Here is a 16,770-nt window from a genome sequence, read left to right as displayed (position 1 = left end):
GCGACAGCCAAGAGAGGAACCGCCATGAGTCGTGAAGCCCTGCATGAATCGCTGTCCGCGGTGATGGATAACGAAGCGGACGAGTTGGAATTACGTCGTGTACTCGCCGCAGGTGATGACGGTGAGATGCGGTCGACCTGGTCGCGCTACCAGATTGCCCGTGCTGCCATGCACAAGGAGTTGCTCGAGCCGCGCCTGGATATTGCAGCTGCCGTCTCCGCAGCGCTGGCCGACGAGGCTGTGCCAGTCAAACCGCAGGGCTCGCCTTGGCGCGGCCTTGGGCGACTGGCGGTAGCGGCTTCGGTTACCGTCGCCGTTCTGGCGGGTGTTCGTCTGTACAATCAGAGCGAAGTTGCCGGTCCGCAGATGGCACAACAACAAGCTGCTCAGCCTGTCCTCGCTGTTCCGCAGGTTGGGCAGGGCCCGGCGGTTCTGGCCGGCTACAGCGAAGGGCAGGTTGAAGCGCCGGCGCAGACGGCGGCTCAGACGGCTCCTGTGGAGCGCTGGCACGAAGAGCGGCTGCCGTCCTACGTGCGTCAACACGCACAGCAGGCCGCATTTGGTAGTGGTGCAGAGGGTGCACTGCCGTATGCGCGTGCCGCGAGCATGGAAGAACGTTAGGGAGAAGCATGCGCGTCTTACCGCTGTGTGTGATGTTCGGAGGCTGGCTATCGATGCCGGCCTTCGCTGTTGATGCCGGAACGTGGATGAGCAAGCTTGCCCAGGCGGAACGGACTCAGAACTATATGGGCACGTTCGTCTACGAGCGCAATGGCAGTTTTTCCAGTCATGCGATCTGGCGACGGGTCGAGGAAGGGCATCTGCAGGAGCGCATGCTCCAGCTCGACGGGCCGGCAATAGAGGTTGTACGGCGCGACGGTCAGGTGCAATGCGCTACCGACGGGTTGACGACCCAGGTCGACCGCCAGGGCACTTGGGATGATCGGCGCCTCGACGTAAAGGCGCTCTCGGAGTGGTACGAGTTTCGCCTGATGGGCGAGTCCCGGGTTGCCGGCCGACCTGCGGTTGCGCTGGGAGTGCTGGCTAAAGACCAGCATCGTTACAGCTTCGAGCTTCATCTCGACCGCGAGACGGCTCTACCGCTCAAGTCGCTCATGCTGAGCGACAAAGGACAGCTGCTTGAGCGGTTTCAGTTTACTCGTTTCGAACCCGACGCGGCCGATGCGCAGTCAGTGCGTCAGGGCCCAGCATGTGAAAATGTCTCGCTCAAAGCCGCCCCTCATCAGGTCGATACGGCATGGCGTTCCGACTGGTTACCGCCTGGTTTTGTATTGCAGGGGGCGGACGTGCGGCCGAGTCCAGTTTCAAGCGAATCGGTTTCCTGGCTGTCCTACAGTGACGGGCTGACGAGTTTTTCCGTGTTTCTCGAGCCGCTGGGTGACGCGACGGTCAGTGACGCTCGCAGTCAGATGGGACCGACGGCGTCGGTTGCTAAGCGCATCAGCACGCCGGAAGGCGACGTGATGGTGACTGTCGTGGGTGAGATCCCGCTTGGAACCGCAGAGCGCGTGGCGCTTTCGATGCGCGCGGCCTCGCAATGATCGAAGAGCAGGGACGCGTTGTCGCTGTGGAACCAGGCGCCGTCTGGGTTCAGACGCAGCGTCGCAGCACTTGTTCAGGATGCGTTGCAAAAAATGGCTGCGGGCAGGGCCTGATGGAGCGTCTGGACGTACGCGAGCGAAGCGGGCTGGTCCGTGCGGTGTCGGCGCTGCAACTGCAGGTCGGTGATGCCGTCGTGCTGGGTATCGAGGAGCGCGTATTGCTGCGTGGGGCGCTCCTTGTCTATCTTTTTCCCCTGCTCATGATGCTGATTGCCGCCGCAGCGGCGGCACAGTGGTCGGCTAGCGAGCCTTGGATCATCGCGGCGGGGTTGGGTGGATTCGTTATCGCCTGGGGTATCGTGCGCCTGCGTAGCCGGCGCGTGGCGAACGATCCGAGTCTGCAACCCGTGGTACTGCGGGCCATGCTCGCCGGTTCGCCTGGCATGCAGTGAGTTTTTCCGTTCGTTCGTCAGTGGGGGCTAGTTCATGTTCAATCGAAACAGCTGCTTCGCCTTTTTGGCGGGGCTGGCGTTGCTGGGGCAGGCGGTTGTTGCGCAAGCGGCGCTGCCGGATTTCACGCCGCTAGTAGAGAGCGCATCCCCGGCAGTGGTCAACATCAGCACCAAGCAGAAACTCCCGACACGTGGCGCGTCGGCGCAGATTCCCGATCTGGAGGGCTTGCCTCCGATCTTTCGGGAGTTCTTCGAGCGCAGTATTCCTCAATTACCCGACGGTCGCGGCCAGCAGCGCGAGGCGCAATCGCTGGGTTCGGGTTTCATCATTTCAGCTGATGGTTATGTGCTGACTAACAATCATGTCGTTGCGGACGCCGACGAGATCATTGTGCGTCTGCCCGATCGCAGTGAGTTGGAAGCCAAGCTGGTCGGTGCCGATCCGCGTACCGATGTTGCCGTGTTGAAAGTCGAGGGTGAGGGATTGCCGACCGTCAAACTGGGTGATTCCAGTGCGCTCAAGGTTGGCGAGTGGGTGTTGGCGATTGGCTCGCCGTTCGGCTTCGATCACACCGTGACCGCAGGTATTGTCAGCGCAACCGGGCGCAGTCTGCCGAACGAGAGCTATGTGCCGTTCATTCAGACCGATGTTGCGATCAACCCAGGCAACTCCGGCGGTCCGCTGTTTAATCTCGCGGGTGAAGTCGTCGGGATAAATTCGCAGATATTCACCCGGTCAGGCGGTTTCATGGGCTTGTCCTTCGCCATTCCGATCGATGTGGCGATGGATGTCGCCAATCAGCTGCGCACAGAGGGCAAGGTCAGTCGTGGGTGGCTGGGCGTGGTCATCCAGGAAGTGAACAAGGATCTGGCGGAGTCGTTCGGCCTCGAGCGTCCGGCCGGGGCTCTGGTGGCCCAGGTGATGGATGGTGGCCCAGCTGCTCGCGGTGGATTGCGCGTGGGTGACGTGATTCTGAGTATGAATGGTAAGCCCATCATCATGTCGGCTGATCTGCCGCACCTCGTCGGTGCGCTCAAGCCAGGAAGTACCGCTCGAATGGAAGTCGTACGCGAGGGTGAGCGGCGCGAGGTCAACGTGCAGATCGGTGCGCTGCCGGAAGAGGGCGACGAAATCGCCGCGGCGGGCGCCGGGCCGGAGCAGAGCGACAACCGCCTGGGGGTCAAGGTTTCCGAGCTGACTGCGGAGCAGCGCGCCAGCTTGGATCTGCAGGGCGGGGTGGTTATCACCGAAATTCTAAATGGTCCGGCTGCGATGATCGGTCTGCGTCCGGGGGATGTGATCACGCATCTGAACAACCAGGCCATCGATTCAGCCAAGACCTTCGGTCGGGTGGCCGCCCAATTGCCTAAGAATCGTTCGGTATCGATGCGGGTGTTGCGTCAGGGACGCGCGAGCTTCATCACCTTCAAATTGGCGGAATGACGCGGGCGTCATGTTGAAGAAAAAGGGCGGCGATGGCCGCCCTTTTTCTTGTCTCCGCGTTATGCAAGTGAGTGTCGACCCGGTTGGGCGCGTGGCGCTCGCGGGGCTGATCAGTTAAACTTCGCGGCTATTTTCGGCGGGCAATCGGCCTGCGGCATTTTTCGAGTGTTCAGCTGTGAGTGACCTGAGTCATATCCGCAACTTCTCCATCATCGCCCACATCGACCATGGCAAGTCGACCCTGGCCGATCGGTTCATTCAGATCTGCGGCGGCCTGTCCGAACGCGAGATGGAGGCTCAGGTCCTCGATTCCATGGATCTCGAGCGCGAGCGCGGCATCACGATCAAGGCGCACAGCGTGACTCTGCACTACAAAGCGCAGGACGGCAAAACCTACCAGCTGAACTTCATCGACACCCCTGGTCACGTCGACTTCACCTATGAAGTCAGCCGCTCGCTGGCGGCCTGTGAGGGCGCGCTGCTCGTGGTGGACGCTGGTCAGGGCGTCGAGGCGCAGTCGGTGGCCAACTGCTACACAGCCATCGAGCAAGGCCTCGAGGTCATGCCGGTGCTGAACAAGATGGACTTGCCCCAGGCCGAGCCGGAGCGGGTCAAGGAAGAGATCGAGCACGTCATTGGTATTGACGCCACCGACGCCGTGGCCTGCAGCGCCAAGAGCGGCATGGGGGTGGAGGATGTGCTGGAGCGCCTTGTGCAGATCATCCCGCCGCCCGAGGGAGATATCGAGGCGCCATTGCAGGCGCTGATCATCGACTCCTGGTTCGACAACTATCTCGGCGTAGTGTCCCTGGTCCGCGTGCGCCACGGGCGAGTGAAGAAAGGCGACAAGATCCTCGTCAAGTCGACCGGCAAGATCCATCAGGTCGACAGTGTTGGCGTCTTTACTCCGAAGCACACTGCTACCGCCGATCTCAAGGCTGGCGAGGTGGGCTTCATCATCGCCGGCATCAAGGACATCCAGGGCGCCCCGGTGGGCGACACCCTGACCCTGTCCACGACCCCGGATGTCGAGGTGCTGCCGGGTTTCAAGCGGGTCAAGCCACAGGTCTATGCCGGCCTGTTCCCCGTCAGCTCGGATGATTTCGAAGACTTTCGCGACGCCTTGGAGAAACTGACGCTCAACGACGCCGCGCTGCAGTACGAGCCGGAAAGCTCCGACGCGCTGGGTTTCGGCTTCCGTATTGGTTTCCTTGGCATGCTGCATATGGAGATCATTCAGGAGCGCCTGGAGCGCGAGTACGACCTGGATCTGATCACCACCGCACCGACGGTAGTGTTCGAGGTGGTGCTGAAGAACGGCGACACCGTCTACGTCGACAACCCATCCAAGCTGCCTGATCTGGCCTCGATTGCCGAGATGCGCGAGCCGATCTGCCGCGCCAACATCCTCGTGCCGCAGGACCACCTGGGCAGTGTGATCACCCTGTGCATCGAGAAGCGCGGCGTGCAGCGCGACATGCATTTCCTCGGCAGCCAGGTGCAGGTCAGTTATGACCTGCCGATGAACGAGGTGGTGATGGATTTCTTCGACCGCCTGAAGTCGGCCAGCCGCGGCTATGCCTCGCTGGATTACGGTTTCGACCGCTTCCAGCCGGCCAATCTGGTGCGTCTGGACGTACTCATCAACGGCGAGCGAGTCGATGCGCTGGCGCTGATCGTCCACCGCGACAACGCGGCGTACAAGGGGCGCCAGCTGGTGGAGAAGATGAAGGAACTGATCCCACGGCAGATGTTCGACGTGGCGATTCAGGCGGCCATCGGCGGGCAGGTGATCGCGCGCTCGACGGTCAAGGCGCTTCGGAAGAACGTCCTCGCCAAGTGCTATGGCGGTGACGTCAGCCGCAAGCGCAAGCTGCTGGAGAAGCAGAAGGCGGGCAAGAAGCGCATGAAGCAGGTCGGCAGCGTGGAGATTCCACAAGAGGCGTTCCTCGCGGTACTGAAGGTAGATAGCTGATATGTCGATCAATTTCCCGCTGGTGCTGGTCCTTGCGGTCATTGTCTGTGGGCTGCTGGCGCTGAGCGACCTGCTGTTCTTCGCGCCCAGGCGTCGCGCCGCCATCGCCAGTTATGAGGGGCGCAATGGTGCGATCGATTCGGCTACGCTCGAAGCGCTCAGCCGCGAGCCGGTACTGATCGAGTACGGCAAATCGTTCTTCCCCGTGCTGGCGATCGTGTTGGTGCTGCGCTCGTTTCTGGTCGAGCCGTTTCAGATTCCCTCGGGATCGATGAAGCCGACACTGGAAGTGGGCGATTTCATTCTGGTCAACAAGTTTGCCTATGGCATTCGCCTTCCGGTGGTTGATACCAAGATCGTCGAGGTAAGCGACCCGCAGCGTGGCGACGTCATGGTGTTCCGCTATCCGAGCGATCCGAACGTCAACTACATCAAGCGGGTGGTCGGCTTGCCGGGCGACGTGATTCGCTACAGCAGTGAACGTCGGCTGTACGTCAACGATCAGCTCGTGGCCGAGACATTGATTGGCGACGAGCCGGGCAGTCTGGGCAGTGCGCGCCTGTATCGCGAGAAACTGGGCGAGGTAGAGCATCTGATCCGTAAGGAAATGGGGCGATATCGGATGGAGCCCAGCCGCCAATGGACGGTCCCGCAAGGCCATTACTTCATGATGGGCGACAATCGCGATAATTCGAATGACAGTCGCTATTGGCAGGATGATGCGATCCCCACGACATTGGCCGGAATGGTGCCGGATCGCAATATCGTCGGTAAGGCATTCGCGGTGTGGATGAGCTGGCCGGATCCAAAGTTCAGCAACCTGCCGCATTTCTCCCGCGTGGGGCTGATTCACTAAGCTGTGAATTATGGCCTCCGCGCCAGCAGCATGGCTGTTTATAGTGGCGCTGCCCCGATCGGTGGGTATCGCAACGACATAGAGGTCGACATGAGCTTTGCGCATTCGCAAAAAGGGCTGTCCATGCTCAGCTGGATCATGGTGCTGGCGCTGGTAGCATTTCTGGCCAGCACGGCATTCAAGATGCTTCCTCACTACTTTGACTACATGTCCATGGACAAGATCATCCAGTCCGTGGAAACCGATACGGCAGCGGAAGTCCGCAGCGTGGGCGAGTTCTATACTCATGTCAGCAAGGGCATGCAGGTCAACGGTATTCAGGACGTCAATCTGAAAGAAGTGCTCAAGGTCGAGATCCAGGAAAACGAATTCCGAGCGCACCTGAAGTACGAAAAACGCGAGCCGCTGATCCGCAATCTCGATCTGGTGGCCAACTTCGACAAACACTATCGCCTAAGGATGCCGTGAGCACTTCGCTAGCCCGCCTCGAGCGCAAGCTCGGCTACCAATTCAAGGATCAGGAGCTGATGCTCCTGGCGCTGACCCATCGCAGCTACGCCGGGCGCAATAACGAGCGCCTGGAGTTTCTTGGTGATGCGATCCTCAACTTCATCGCTGGCGAAGCGCTGTTTCATCACTTCACCCAGGCGCGGGAAGGCCAGCTATCGCGCCTGCGGGCGCGACTGGTGAAAGGCGAGACCCTGGCGGTGCTGGCGCGTGGTTTCGAGCTCGGCGACCACCTCAGGCTGGGCTCTGGCGAGCTCAAGAGCGGTGGTTTTCGCCGTGAATCCATTCTTGCCGATACGCTCGAAGCATTGATCGGTGCCATCTACCTGGATGCCGGCATGGAGGCCGCGCGCGAGCGCGTTCTCGCCTGGCTGGCCAACGAGTTGCAGGGTCTAACCTTGGTCGATACCAACAAGGATCCGAAAACGCGACTGCAGGAGTTCCTGCAATCCCGCGCCTGCGAGCTGCCGCGCTACGAGGTGGTGGATATCCAGGGAGAGCCGCACTGCCGAACGTTTTACGTGGAATGCCAGGTGGCGCTGCTGGTGGACAAGACGCGCGGACAGGGCGCCAGTCGCCGCATCGCTGAACAGGTTGCCGCGGCAGCCGCACTGATCGCCCTCGGCGTGGAGAACGGAAATGACTGACCAGCAGCTGCAATCGGAAGATGTCAGTCGTTGTGGTTATGTAGCCATTGTCGGGCGGCCGAACGTCGGCAAGTCGACGCTGCTGAACCACATCCTCGGGCAGAAATTGGCGATCACTTCGCGCAAGCCGCAGACCACCCGCCACAACATGCTCGGGATCAAGACGGAGGGTGCCGTGCAGGCGGTCTACGTTGATACCCCCGGTCTGCACAAGAACGGTGAGACGGCGCTCAATCGCTACATGAACCGTACTGCCGCCTCGGCGCTGAAGGATGTCGACGTGGTCATCTTCGTTGTCGACCGCACGCGCTGGACCGACGAGGATCAGGCTGTGCTCGAGCGGGTACAGTACGTCACCGGGCCGCTGATCGTCGCAGTGAACAAGACCGACCGTATCGAGGACAAGGCCGAGCTGCTGCCGCACCTGCGCTGGCTCGCCGAGCAGCTGCCGAACGCCGAGATCGTGCCGATTTCCGCACAGCACGGACAGAACCTTGAAACGCTGGAGCAACTCGTAGCCGAGCGTCTACCGGAGAGCGAGCACTTTTTCCCGGAAGATCAGATCACCGATCGCAGCAGCCGCTTCCTTGCCGCTGAACTGGTGCGCGAGAAGATCATGCGTCAGCTCGGCGCCGAGGTGCCGTACCAGATCACCGTGGAGATCGAGGACTTCAAGCAGGAAGGTCCCGTACTGCACATCCATGCGCTCATTCTGGTGGAGCGCGACGGACAAAAGAAGATCATCATCGGCGACAAGGGCGAGCGCATCAAACGCATCGGCCAGGAAGCGCGCAAGGACATGGAGGTGCTGTTCGACTCCAAGGTCATGCTCAACCTGTGGGTCAAGGTGAAAGGCGGCTGGTCCGACGACGAGCGCGCGCTGCATTCGCTGGGTTATAACTGACGCCGTAGCGACCAGCCTCCGCCCGCGGCAGGCGCGCCCGCTGCCGCTCGACTCGAGCGTCACCGACCGATGGATTTCACCTCTCCCCAACCTGCCTTCGTTCTGCACAGCCGTCCCTACAAGGAAAGCAGCGCGCTGGTCGATCTGCTCACGCCCCAGGGAAGGCTGCGCGCGGTCATGCGCGCGGCCCGTGGCAAGGCCGGCAGCATGATTCGCCCGTTCGTCTCGCTGGAGGTGGAACTGCGTGGCAAATCCGACCTCAAGACCATCGCTCGCCTCGAAGGGGCCGGGCCGGCGCACTGGCTCGATGGTCAGGCGTTGTTCGGCGGGCTGTACCTCAACGAATTGCTGATCCGCTTGCTGCCAGCCGAAGATGCCCATCCGGCGCTGTTCCAGCATTACGTGGCCACGCTGCCGGCGCTGGCGGCGCACCGGCCGCTGGAACCGTTGCTGCGAGCGTTCGAATGGCGTCTGCTCGGCGAGCTGGGCTATGGTTTCGCCCTCGAGACCGATATCGCTGGCCGGCCGATCGAGCCGCAGCGTCTCTACCGGCTGCTGCCCGACGCCGGGCTCGAACCGGTCGAGTCGTTCCAGCCAGGGTTGTTCAGCGGAGCCGAGTTGCTGGCGATGGCCGAGGCCGATTGGCAGGTGTCCGGTGCGCTCGCGGCCGCCAAGCGACTGATGCGCCAGGCGCTGGCACCGCATCTGGGCGGTCGACCGTTGGTCAGCCGCGAACTGTTCATGAATCTGAAGGAGGCCCCGCGTGGCTGAAGCCAATCGAATTCTGCTCGGCGTCAACGTCGATCATATTGCTACGTTGCGCCAAGCGCGTGGCACGCGTTACCCGGATCCGGTCAAGGCGGCGCTGGATGCCGAAGAAGCCGGGGCAGACGGCATCACCGTGCATCTGCGCGAGGACCGTCGGCATATCCAGGAACGTGACGTGTTGCTGATGAAGGACGTTCTGCAGACGCGGATGAACTTCGAGATGGGCGTCACCGAAGCCATGCTCGCCTTTGCCGAGCAGCTGCGCCCGGAGCATGTCTGTCTGGTGCCGGAAACCCGCCAGGAGCTAACGACCGAAGGTGGGTTGGATGTCGCTGGCCAAGAAGCGCGCATCCGTGCCGCGGTTGAGCGCTTGCACGCCTGCGGCGCTGAGGTTTCGCTGTTCATCGATGCCGAGCCGAGGCAGATCGAGGCGGCGGCGCGCATCGGCGCACCAGCAATCGAATTGCACACCGGCCGCTATGCCGACGCGCACGGCGCAGCCGAGCGCGCCTGCGAGCTGGCGCGCATCCGGGAAGGCGTCGAGGCTGGGCTCAGCCACGGACTGATCGTCAATGCCGGGCACGGGCTGCATTATCACAACACCGAGGCAATCGCCGCGATCCGCGGGATCAACGAGCTGAACATCGGCCATGCCATCGTCGCGCATGCGCTGTTCGTCGGGTTCAAGCAGGCGGTAGCGGAAATGAAGCAGTTGATACTTGCGGCTGCCGCGCGGGGGTGAGGCGGTGCGCAGCGGTGGAAAAGCGCGTCGCTCGTTTTCCGTCTACGGCTTGCGCGCCAGCAACACGGCGCGCATGGGCGCCGGCAGTCCCTCCAGGGTTCTGCCATGGTCCTGCGGATCGAGGAAGTCGGGAAGCGACTGGTAGCGCATCCATTCGGTGCTGCGCTGTTCTTCGACGCGGGTCACGCTGACATCCACGCAACGCACGTCGACGAAGCCGGCCCGGCGCAGCCAGAGTTCCAGCGCGGACACCGAGGGCAGAAACCAGACGTTGCGCATCTGCGCGTAACGGTCCTCGGGCACCAGCGCGGTGTTTTCGTCGCCGTCGACCACCAGTGTCTCCAGCACCAGCTCGCCGCCCCGGATCAGACAATCTTTCAGATCGAGCAGGTGGTCGATGGGAGAGCGGCGGTGATAGAGCACGCCCATGGAGAACACAGTCTCAAAGCCTTCGAGCTTCGCGGGTAACTCCTCCAGCGCGAAGGGCAGGTGCCACACCGGCAGCTTTGGCAGGTAACGCTTCATCGCATGGAACTGGCAGAAGAACAGCCAGTTGGGATCGACGCCCACGACGCTGTCGGCACCGGCGCCGAGCATGCGCCACATGTAGTAGCCGTTGCCGCAGCCGACATCGAGGATGCGCTTGCCGACGAGATCCAGGTGCGGCGCGACACGCTGCCACTTCCAGTCCGAGCGCCACTCGGTGTCCACATGCACGCCGAACACCTCGAACGGCCCCTTGCGCCAAGGCGAGAGCCCCATCAGGGCTTCGCGGGTTGCCTGACGGGTGGCGTCGTCGCAACTGGCCTCCAGACAAAAGCCATCACGCAGTTCGATTGTTGCAGGCGTCAGCGCGGGCAGGGCGTCGACTGCGCGGCGCCAGCGCGGCAGGTCGCCGTGGCCGATTTCCAGCTTGGCATTCAGCTGCTGCTGCACGCCATTGGCCCAGGCGGCCAGCGGAGTACCGGCCAGGTGCCAGGCGAGGGGAGTCAGGTCGAGATTCATGGCAGGGCGATCAGCGAGGCAAAGTTCAGACACTGGAACCAAGGCACAACCTTGGAGAAACCGGCATCCAGCAGGCGCTGGCGGTGGACTTCCAGGCTGTCCGGCTTCATCACGTTCTCGATGGCACTGCGCTTCTGCGCGATTTCCAGTTCGCTGTAGCCATTGGCGCGTTTGAAGGCGATGTGCAGGTCGGTGAGCAGCTGCTGTTCGCCTTCATCGGCGAAACGCAGTTTTTCCGAGAGGATCAGCGCACCGCCCGGTATCAGTGTCTGGCGAATGGCGCCGAGCAGCGCGGGACGCTGCCCGGGGGCGATGAACTGCAGGGTGAAATTCAGCGCAACCAGCGAACTCGGCTGAAATTCCAGCGCGAGAATGTCGCGTTCGATCACCTCGACTGGCAGCAGCTCCTGGAACATCGAATCCTGTGCATGCAGATACTCGCGGCAGCGCTCGACCATGGCCGCGGAGTTGTCCACGGCCAGCACCCGGCAGTTGTCGGCCTTCACATGGCGGCGCAGCGCCTGGGTTACCGCGCCCAGCGAGCAGCCCAGGTCGTACAGACATGTGTTTGGCTGGGCGAACTGCGCGGCGATCACGCCGATGTTCTCGACGATCGCCGGATAGCCGGGCACCGAGCGCTTGATCATGTCGGGGAAGACGCGCACCACGTCCTCGTTGAACACGAAATCAGCGACCCGCGCCTGAGGGGTGGCGTAGATGCGGTCGGGGAGTTGCGTCACGGCTGCCTTCCGGGCGAAGCAAAAAAGGCGCGCATTTTAGCTCAAGTGCAGCGCCCGTTCGCTCATTTCAGCTGATCGGAAAGAAACTCCCCGGCACCCTGCAGCGGCCCCAACGGGTTGCGTTGGACCTGATAGCGGCGGATCTGCGGTTCGCCGTTGCTCACCTTGTGAACCAGCACGTCGTCCACCAGAACGAACACGGCACGCAGATTCCAGCCTTGCACCTGACGATTCTTGCGGAAATTCAGCACGTCCGCCCAGAAGCTGCCGACGCGCTGGCTGTCTGTCTGGGTGAACTCGAAGGCGTAGCCGTTACAGCGCTCCTTGGCCTCCAGACAGCGGACCAGGCTGTCCGGCAGGTAGTCGATGGGAATGTTCGGCTGCACGAACAGCATGCGCACGTCGAGGAACGAGAGGATACGGCCATTGCCCCCTTGCTGCGGATCGAAGCCGAGGGTGAACAGCTCGCTGCGCGTGGTGCGTCCGGGAATGGCGCGCTCGAAGCTGGTTTCGGCGTCCAGATAATCGCGGAAGGTCGAACTGACCTCTGCTCGCTCGCTGGGTAGCAGGTTGCCGCAACCGGCCAGCAGGGCCAGTGCGCAGCACAGTGGGTACGCTCTGAAGCCGTCCATTTCCCTTCCCCCCGACAGCTGACGATCCCTGTGTTTGGTATAGGCGATTTTCAGGATTTCTGCCGGGCGGAAGCGGGGGGGTTTACGGCTGTAATGGTCTGGCGCGGCAGGCTACTGGCTGACGTGGATGCGGCAGTCCAGCGTTCGGGCCGGGGCGACACCGATCTCCCACGGTCGGGCGTAATCGAGGGCGAGCAGGGCCTCTCCAGGCGTCACAGCGCGGAAGCGCCAGGTCGATACGCCCGCGCTACCCACCAGGCCCGCGTCCTCGGGCACGGTGTACACCTCGGGACCTAGCAGTTTGAGCTGCGGCGCGCCGTCGGCACGCACGGTCCAGCGAAAACCGGTGGTGGGGTTGCTCGGCAGACGCAGGTTGAACTCCTGGCCGGCGCTCAATCGCAGCGGCTGGCAGTGGCTCGGATGGTTCTCCAGCGTCAACGTGCTGGGTGCTTGCTGCGCGCAGGCGCTGAGCAGCAGCGCGGCGGTGGGAACGAATGCACGACGGAGAAAGGACATGGACGCACCGGTTACATGGAGGTGCCAAGGATAGCCGTCCTGCCGATGCAGCCCCAAGCCCCCTGCCGCTGGGTCAGTCGTCGGCGATCAGATTGGCGCGGTCGTCTTTTGCGCCTGCGGCGATCAGATGTTCGGCCTGTTCTTCGGGCACATGGATGCTGGTGCCGTCGATGTGCAGGACCGACATGCGCGCCTGCGGATCGGTGCTGATACGGGCATCGGCGATGGCGCAGCGGTGCGTGTGGCCGGCGATCACGGCGGTGCAAGTGCCGCTGGTAGTGTCGATTTGAACGCTCATATCGGGTCTCCTCAGGTGACCGGTGATGCATTGGACCGTGGCTGTTTCTCTTCGGACCGTGGATCCCGGCGCCGGGTTGTATGTGTCAGGGAAAAAGATGCTGAGTTGTTACGATATAACATGTTAGATTCTCCCGCCCACACCAACGCGCCTGCCTATTGGAAGAGCCGGCGTGTCGTCTTTTCGCGGTTCTGCAAGCAACCGTCACAGTATGGAGAGTCACATGAAATCGAAGCTTCACCCTCTGGCCTGGGCTATCGGTCTGGCGCTGCCGGCGTCCGTTTGGGGTGCCGATCCGCTCGAACTGCAACCGGTGGTGGTGAGCGCCAGCGGGCTGGATAGACAGAGCCACGAGATGACCACGCCGGCCGCGGTCATGGAGGGTGACGAACTGGTGCTGCGCCGCGAGGCGACCCTCGGTGAAACGTTGGAAAGCCTGCCCGGCGTGCGTTCCAGCAGCTTCGGCGCCGGTGTGGGCCGGCCGGTGATTCGCGGGCTGGATGGCGCGCGAGTCAAGGTACTGAGCGATGGTGTGGAGCTGCTCGATGCATCGACCATCAGCCCCGACCATGCGGTGTCCAGCGAACCGCTGCTGGCCGAGCGAATCGAGGTGCTCAAGGGGCCGGCTGCGTTGCTGTACGGCGGTGGTGCCATCGGCGGCGTGGTCAACGTTATCGACCGGAAGATTCCGATCTACGTCCCGGAGAAAGGCTACGAAGGCGCGCTCGAACTGCGCGCCAACAGCGTGGCAAACGAAGGTGCAGGTGTGTTCGGCATCACTGCTGGCAGCGGCAACTTCGCCGTGCGCGCCGAAGGCACCAAGCGCCAGGCCGACGAGTACGAGATACCCGGATCGCCTAACAAGCAGGCCGGCTCCTACAACGACACCGACAGCTTCACCCTGGGCGCCAGCTACATCGGCGAGCGCGGCTATCTGGGCGCGGCCTACGGCGAACAGAACAACCGCTACGGGCTGCTGGCTCACGAGCATGCCGACTGTCACACCCACGGCAGCGATTGGCACTGCGGCGGCCATGACGATCATGACGACGAGCACGACCATGATCACGAAGGCGCGGTGCCCTACGTCGACATGCGGCAGAAACGTTGGGACCTGCGTGGCGAGCTCAGCGACCCGCTGCCGGGCTTCGCGCTGGCACGCCTGCGCGTCGGTCACAGCAACTATCAGCACGAGGAGATCGAAGGCGGCGAAGTGGGCACCCGTTTCACCAATGACGCCACCGATGCGCGCCTGGAGCTCACGCACCAACCGCTGTTCGGCTGGCGCGGTGTGCTCGGCGCGCAGGCCCTGCGGCGTGACTTCGAGGCGCTCGGCGAGGAGGCCTACATACCGCAGACGCTGACGCGCAACCACGGCCTGTTCCTGCTCGAGGAGTACACCGCCGGGGCCTGGCGTTACGAGCTCGGTCTGCGTCACGAATGGCAGGACATCGACGCCGAGGGCCGCCCGGATACCGATCACCGCGGCACGTCCATGTCCGCCGGCGCGGTGTGGACGTTCACCCCGCAGTACTCGCTGGGCTTCTCGCTGTCGCGCTCGCAGCGTCTGCCCAGCGCCGAGGAGCTGTACGCCAACGGCCCGCATGCCGCCACGCGTACCGTCGAGCTGGGTAATCTCGATCTGGAAGAGGAAACCTCGCACAACGCCGAGCTCACTCTGCGCAAATTCGCCGGGCGCACCACCTTCAGCTTCAGCCTGTTCCGTAATCAGGTGGATGACTTTATCTATGCCGCGGACACCGGCCACGATATCGGCGGCGGCTACCGTGAAATCGAATACCGCCAGCAGGATGCGGTGCTTACCGGCGCCGAAGGCGAGGTGCGTTTTCAGGCCACCGATGCCACCGCCTTCACCCTGTTCGGCGACCATGTGCGCGGCAAGTTGCGCGATGGTGGCGGCGACCTGCCGCGCATTCCGGCCGACCGCCTCGGCGTGCGGTTGGACCAGAGCTTCACCCCTGCGCTCAGCGGCCAGCTGGAGTTCTACCGCGTGCAGCGACAGGACGAACTGGCCGATTACGAAAGCGAAACCGGCGGCTACAACATGCTCGGCGCCAGCCTGGGTTACAGCGGCTCGCTAGACCAGACCGACTACCTGCTCTATCTGAAGGCCAACAACCTGCTCGATGAGAAGGCGCGTCAGCACACCTCCTTCATCAAGGACGAGGTGCTGTTGCCGGGCCGCAACCTGACCGTGGGCGTGCGGCTGGCATTCTGATCTTCGACGCTCACGCAGACGGAGCGGCTGCCTCGTCGATCTCGCAGCCTTTGAGGACCAGGCGGATGATGGTTTCGGCGGCGGCGTCATAGTCGGCATCGTCGAGCTGCGCCTTGCCGGTGACGGTGCTGATCTGCCAGTCGAAGTCGGCATAGGTCTGCGTCGCCGCCCAGATACTGAACAGCAGGTGATGAGGGTCGATCCGGGTCATCAGGCCCTGATCGATCCAGCGCTGGATGCAGGCAATGTTGTGCGCCGCCTGTGCATTGAGCTGGGCGATGCGTTCCGGCGACAGGTGCGGCGCGCCATGCATGATCTCGCTGGCAAAGACCTTCGAGGCGCAGGCGTGATCGCGCGAGATACGGATCTTGGTGCGGATGTAGGCGCGCAGCACATCCGCCGGCTGACCCGGCTGGTTGAACGGCGCCGAAGCCTCCAGCAGCGGCTCGACGATGCTCTCCAGCACCTCCCGATACAGATTTTCCTTCGACTTGAAGTAGTAGTAGACGTTGGGCTTGGGCAGCCCGGCGCGTGCGGCGATATCGCTGGTCTTGGTGGCGGCGAAGCCCTTCTCGGCGAATTCCTCGCTGGCGGCGTGCAGGATCAGTTCTTTGTTGCGCTCTCGGATACTGGACATGGATTGTTCGATTTCCGCGGCGGGGCCGGTCGATACCGACCCGGGATTGCTCAATGACGAGCGCTGGGCAAAAAGTGCGGAAATTCTGCTGCAGCGGGGCGGTTCCAACAAGGGTGAACTGCAGGGACGATTCGGCACCCGAGTGCGCTCAGTCAGGTGTACAGCTTTATTCGCTCATCGATCACTGCGATACGAACCCTCGCGCGACCGGCGATGCGCTGCGTTGTGCACCGCATACCAGCACGGCACGCAGGTGCTGGATGCGGAGTCGTCCGATCATCCGCGCCGGATCAGCCAGACGCCGGTGAACACCAGCAGCATGCCGCCCACCTTGCTCAGGCTGATCGGCGCCTGGCGATAGCCGGCCCAGCCGAACTGGTCGAGCAGCAGCGCCATCAGCAATTGCCCGGCCAGCAGGAGCGCCATGAACAGCGAGGCGCCCACGCGCGGTGCGGCATACGCCGCCGTGGCGATGAGGAAGACACCGAGCAGGCCGCTGCTCCAGTGCCACCAGGTGATTCCGCGCAATCCCTGCAGGGTGGGTGGGTCGCGCTGAACCAGCACGATGCACAACAGCGCCAGCGTGCCGACTGCGAACGATACCAGCGCGGCGTTCATCACGCTGGAGAGCTGGCGTGCCACTTCGCCATTCATCCCGGCCTGCAGCGGCAACAGCGCGCCGGCGATCAGGGGGAGGGCGAGTAGCCACCAGGCAAGCATCGGCATCGTAAATTCTCCAGACAAGGCTCTCAAAGATTGTATACATTAATTGCGTGGGGGGTTCCCATTCATCTTGCGTAACGCCCGCAGGTGGCGTTGCAAGCGAGCGTGCCATCGCACCGCAGG

The 16,770-nt window shown here is 62.9% G+C and carries 19 protein-coding genes; 12 read left to right on the top strand and 7 right to left on the bottom strand.

The features are described from left to right. Positions 1-24: 24 nt before the first annotated feature. The 11 genes from U8L64_RS11545 to pdxJ all read left to right on the top strand — a co-directional run bounded on the left by U8L64_RS11545 (position 25) and on the right by pdxJ (position 9,857). Positions 25-621, top strand: a complete 597-nt coding sequence (locus tag U8L64_RS11545; RefSeq protein WP_043295935.1) for a sigma-E factor negative regulatory protein — start codon at positions 25-27, stop codon at positions 619-621. Positions 622-629: 8 nt separating this feature from the next. Continuing rightward, positions 630-1,562 (top strand): MucB/RseB C-terminal domain-containing protein, encoded by a 933-nt coding sequence (locus U8L64_RS11540; protein WP_054093688.1) that lies wholly within the window; start codon positions 630-632, stop codon positions 1,560-1,562. Then, a complete protein-coding gene (locus tag U8L64_RS11535; RefSeq protein WP_043295937.1) occupies positions 1,559-2,014 on the top strand; it encodes a SoxR reducing system RseC family protein in 456 nt (151 codons plus the stop codon). The genes U8L64_RS11540 and U8L64_RS11535 overlap by 4 nt, the downstream gene beginning before the upstream one ends. 34 nt (positions 2,015-2,048) lie before the next feature. After that, entirely contained in the window at positions 2,049-3,458 is a 1,410-nt protein-coding gene (locus tag U8L64_RS11530; RefSeq protein WP_333397457.1) for a DegQ family serine endoprotease, read from the top strand. 175 nt (positions 3,459-3,633) lie between these two features. After that, on the top strand, positions 3,634-5,433 hold the full coding sequence (gene lepA, locus U8L64_RS11525) for a translation elongation factor 4 (protein ID WP_043295939.1): 1,800 nt from the start codon (positions 3,634-3,636) through the stop codon (positions 5,431-5,433). Position 5,434: 1 nt separating this feature from the next. Then, positions 5,435-6,289 carry a signal peptidase I gene (lepB, locus tag U8L64_RS11520; RefSeq protein ID WP_043295940.1) on the top strand — a complete coding sequence of 285 codons (855 nt, stop codon included), beginning with the start codon at positions 5,435-5,437 and terminating at the stop codon, positions 6,287-6,289. 90 nt (positions 6,290-6,379) lie between these two features. Then, positions 6,380-6,757, top strand: coding sequence for a DUF4845 domain-containing protein (locus U8L64_RS11515; RefSeq protein WP_054093690.1), 378 nt, complete (start codon positions 6,380-6,382; stop codon positions 6,755-6,757). After that, entirely contained in the window at positions 6,754-7,443 is a 690-nt protein-coding gene (gene rnc / locus U8L64_RS11510) for a ribonuclease III (protein WP_043295942.1), read from the top strand. Before U8L64_RS11515 ends, rnc begins: the two co-directional genes overlap by 4 nt. After that, positions 7,436-8,347, top strand: coding sequence for a GTPase Era (gene era, locus U8L64_RS11505; RefSeq protein WP_043295943.1), 912 nt, complete (start codon positions 7,436-7,438; stop codon positions 8,345-8,347). Before rnc ends, era begins: the two co-directional genes overlap by 8 nt. 69 nt (positions 8,348-8,416) lie before the next feature. Next, on the top strand, positions 8,417-9,118 hold the full coding sequence (gene recO / locus U8L64_RS11500) for a DNA repair protein RecO (RefSeq protein WP_333397450.1): 702 nt from the start codon (positions 8,417-8,419) through the stop codon (positions 9,116-9,118). After that, complete coding sequence (pdxJ, locus tag U8L64_RS11495; protein WP_043295945.1) at positions 9,111-9,857, top strand: pyridoxine 5'-phosphate synthase; 747 nt, start codon at positions 9,111-9,113, stop codon at positions 9,855-9,857. Before recO ends, pdxJ begins: the two co-directional genes overlap by 8 nt. 42 nt (positions 9,858-9,899) lie before the next feature. Here the strand turns inward: pdxJ and cmoB are convergent, their stop codons facing one another. The 5 genes from cmoB to U8L64_RS11470 all read right to left on the bottom strand — a co-directional run bounded on the left by cmoB (position 9,900) and on the right by U8L64_RS11470 (position 13,048). Next, positions 9,900-10,862 carry a tRNA 5-methoxyuridine(34)/uridine 5-oxyacetic acid(34) synthase CmoB gene (gene cmoB / locus U8L64_RS11490; protein WP_043295946.1) on the bottom strand — a complete coding sequence of 321 codons (963 nt, stop codon included), beginning with the start codon at positions 10,860-10,862 and terminating at the stop codon, positions 9,900-9,902. Further along, on the bottom strand, positions 10,859-11,602 hold the full coding sequence (gene cmoA, locus U8L64_RS11485; RefSeq protein ID WP_043295947.1) for a carboxy-S-adenosyl-L-methionine synthase CmoA: 744 nt from the start codon (positions 11,600-11,602) through the stop codon (positions 10,859-10,861). Before cmoA ends, cmoB begins: the two co-directional genes overlap by 4 nt. A 62-nt stretch (positions 11,603-11,664) precedes the next feature. Continuing rightward, positions 11,665-12,234, bottom strand: a complete 570-nt coding sequence (locus U8L64_RS11480) for a hypothetical protein (protein ID WP_008566773.1) — start codon at positions 12,232-12,234, stop codon at positions 11,665-11,667. Positions 12,235-12,345: 111 nt separating this feature from the next. Beyond that, positions 12,346-12,750: a protease inhibitor I42 family protein gene (locus tag U8L64_RS11475; protein WP_043295948.1), complete on the bottom strand. Its 405-nt coding sequence runs from the start codon at positions 12,748-12,750 to the stop codon at positions 12,346-12,348. Between the two features lie 73 nt (positions 12,751-12,823). Beyond that, positions 12,824-13,048, bottom strand: coding sequence for a DUF3203 family protein (locus U8L64_RS11470; protein ID WP_043295949.1), 225 nt, complete (start codon positions 13,046-13,048; stop codon positions 12,824-12,826). Positions 13,049-13,271: 223 nt separating this feature from the next. Here U8L64_RS11470 and U8L64_RS11465 point away from each other — a divergent pair, with 223 nt between their 5' ends. Continuing rightward, entirely contained in the window at positions 13,272-15,287 is a 2,016-nt protein-coding gene (locus U8L64_RS11465) for a TonB-dependent receptor (protein WP_333397439.1), read from the top strand. A 10-nt stretch (positions 15,288-15,297) separates the two neighbouring features. On the opposite strand, the gene U8L64_RS11460 is transcribed toward U8L64_RS11465, so the two are convergent. Both U8L64_RS11460 and U8L64_RS11455 read right to left on the bottom strand, forming a co-directional pair. Further along, positions 15,298-15,924, bottom strand: a complete 627-nt coding sequence (locus tag U8L64_RS11460) for a TetR/AcrR family transcriptional regulator (protein WP_167136249.1) — start codon at positions 15,922-15,924, stop codon at positions 15,298-15,300. 276 nt (positions 15,925-16,200) lie between these two features. After that, positions 16,201-16,650, bottom strand: a complete 450-nt coding sequence (locus tag U8L64_RS11455) for a DMT family transporter (RefSeq protein WP_054093695.1) — start codon at positions 16,648-16,650, stop codon at positions 16,201-16,203. Between the last annotated feature and the right edge of the window lie 120 nt (positions 16,651-16,770).

Source organism: Pseudomonas sp. FIP_A4 (genome assembly GCF_036701605.1).
GTDB lineage: Bacteria > Pseudomonadota > Gammaproteobacteria > Pseudomonadales > Pseudomonadaceae > Stutzerimonas > Stutzerimonas phenolilytica.
This window is presented reverse-complemented; position numbering and strand designations above follow the sequence as displayed.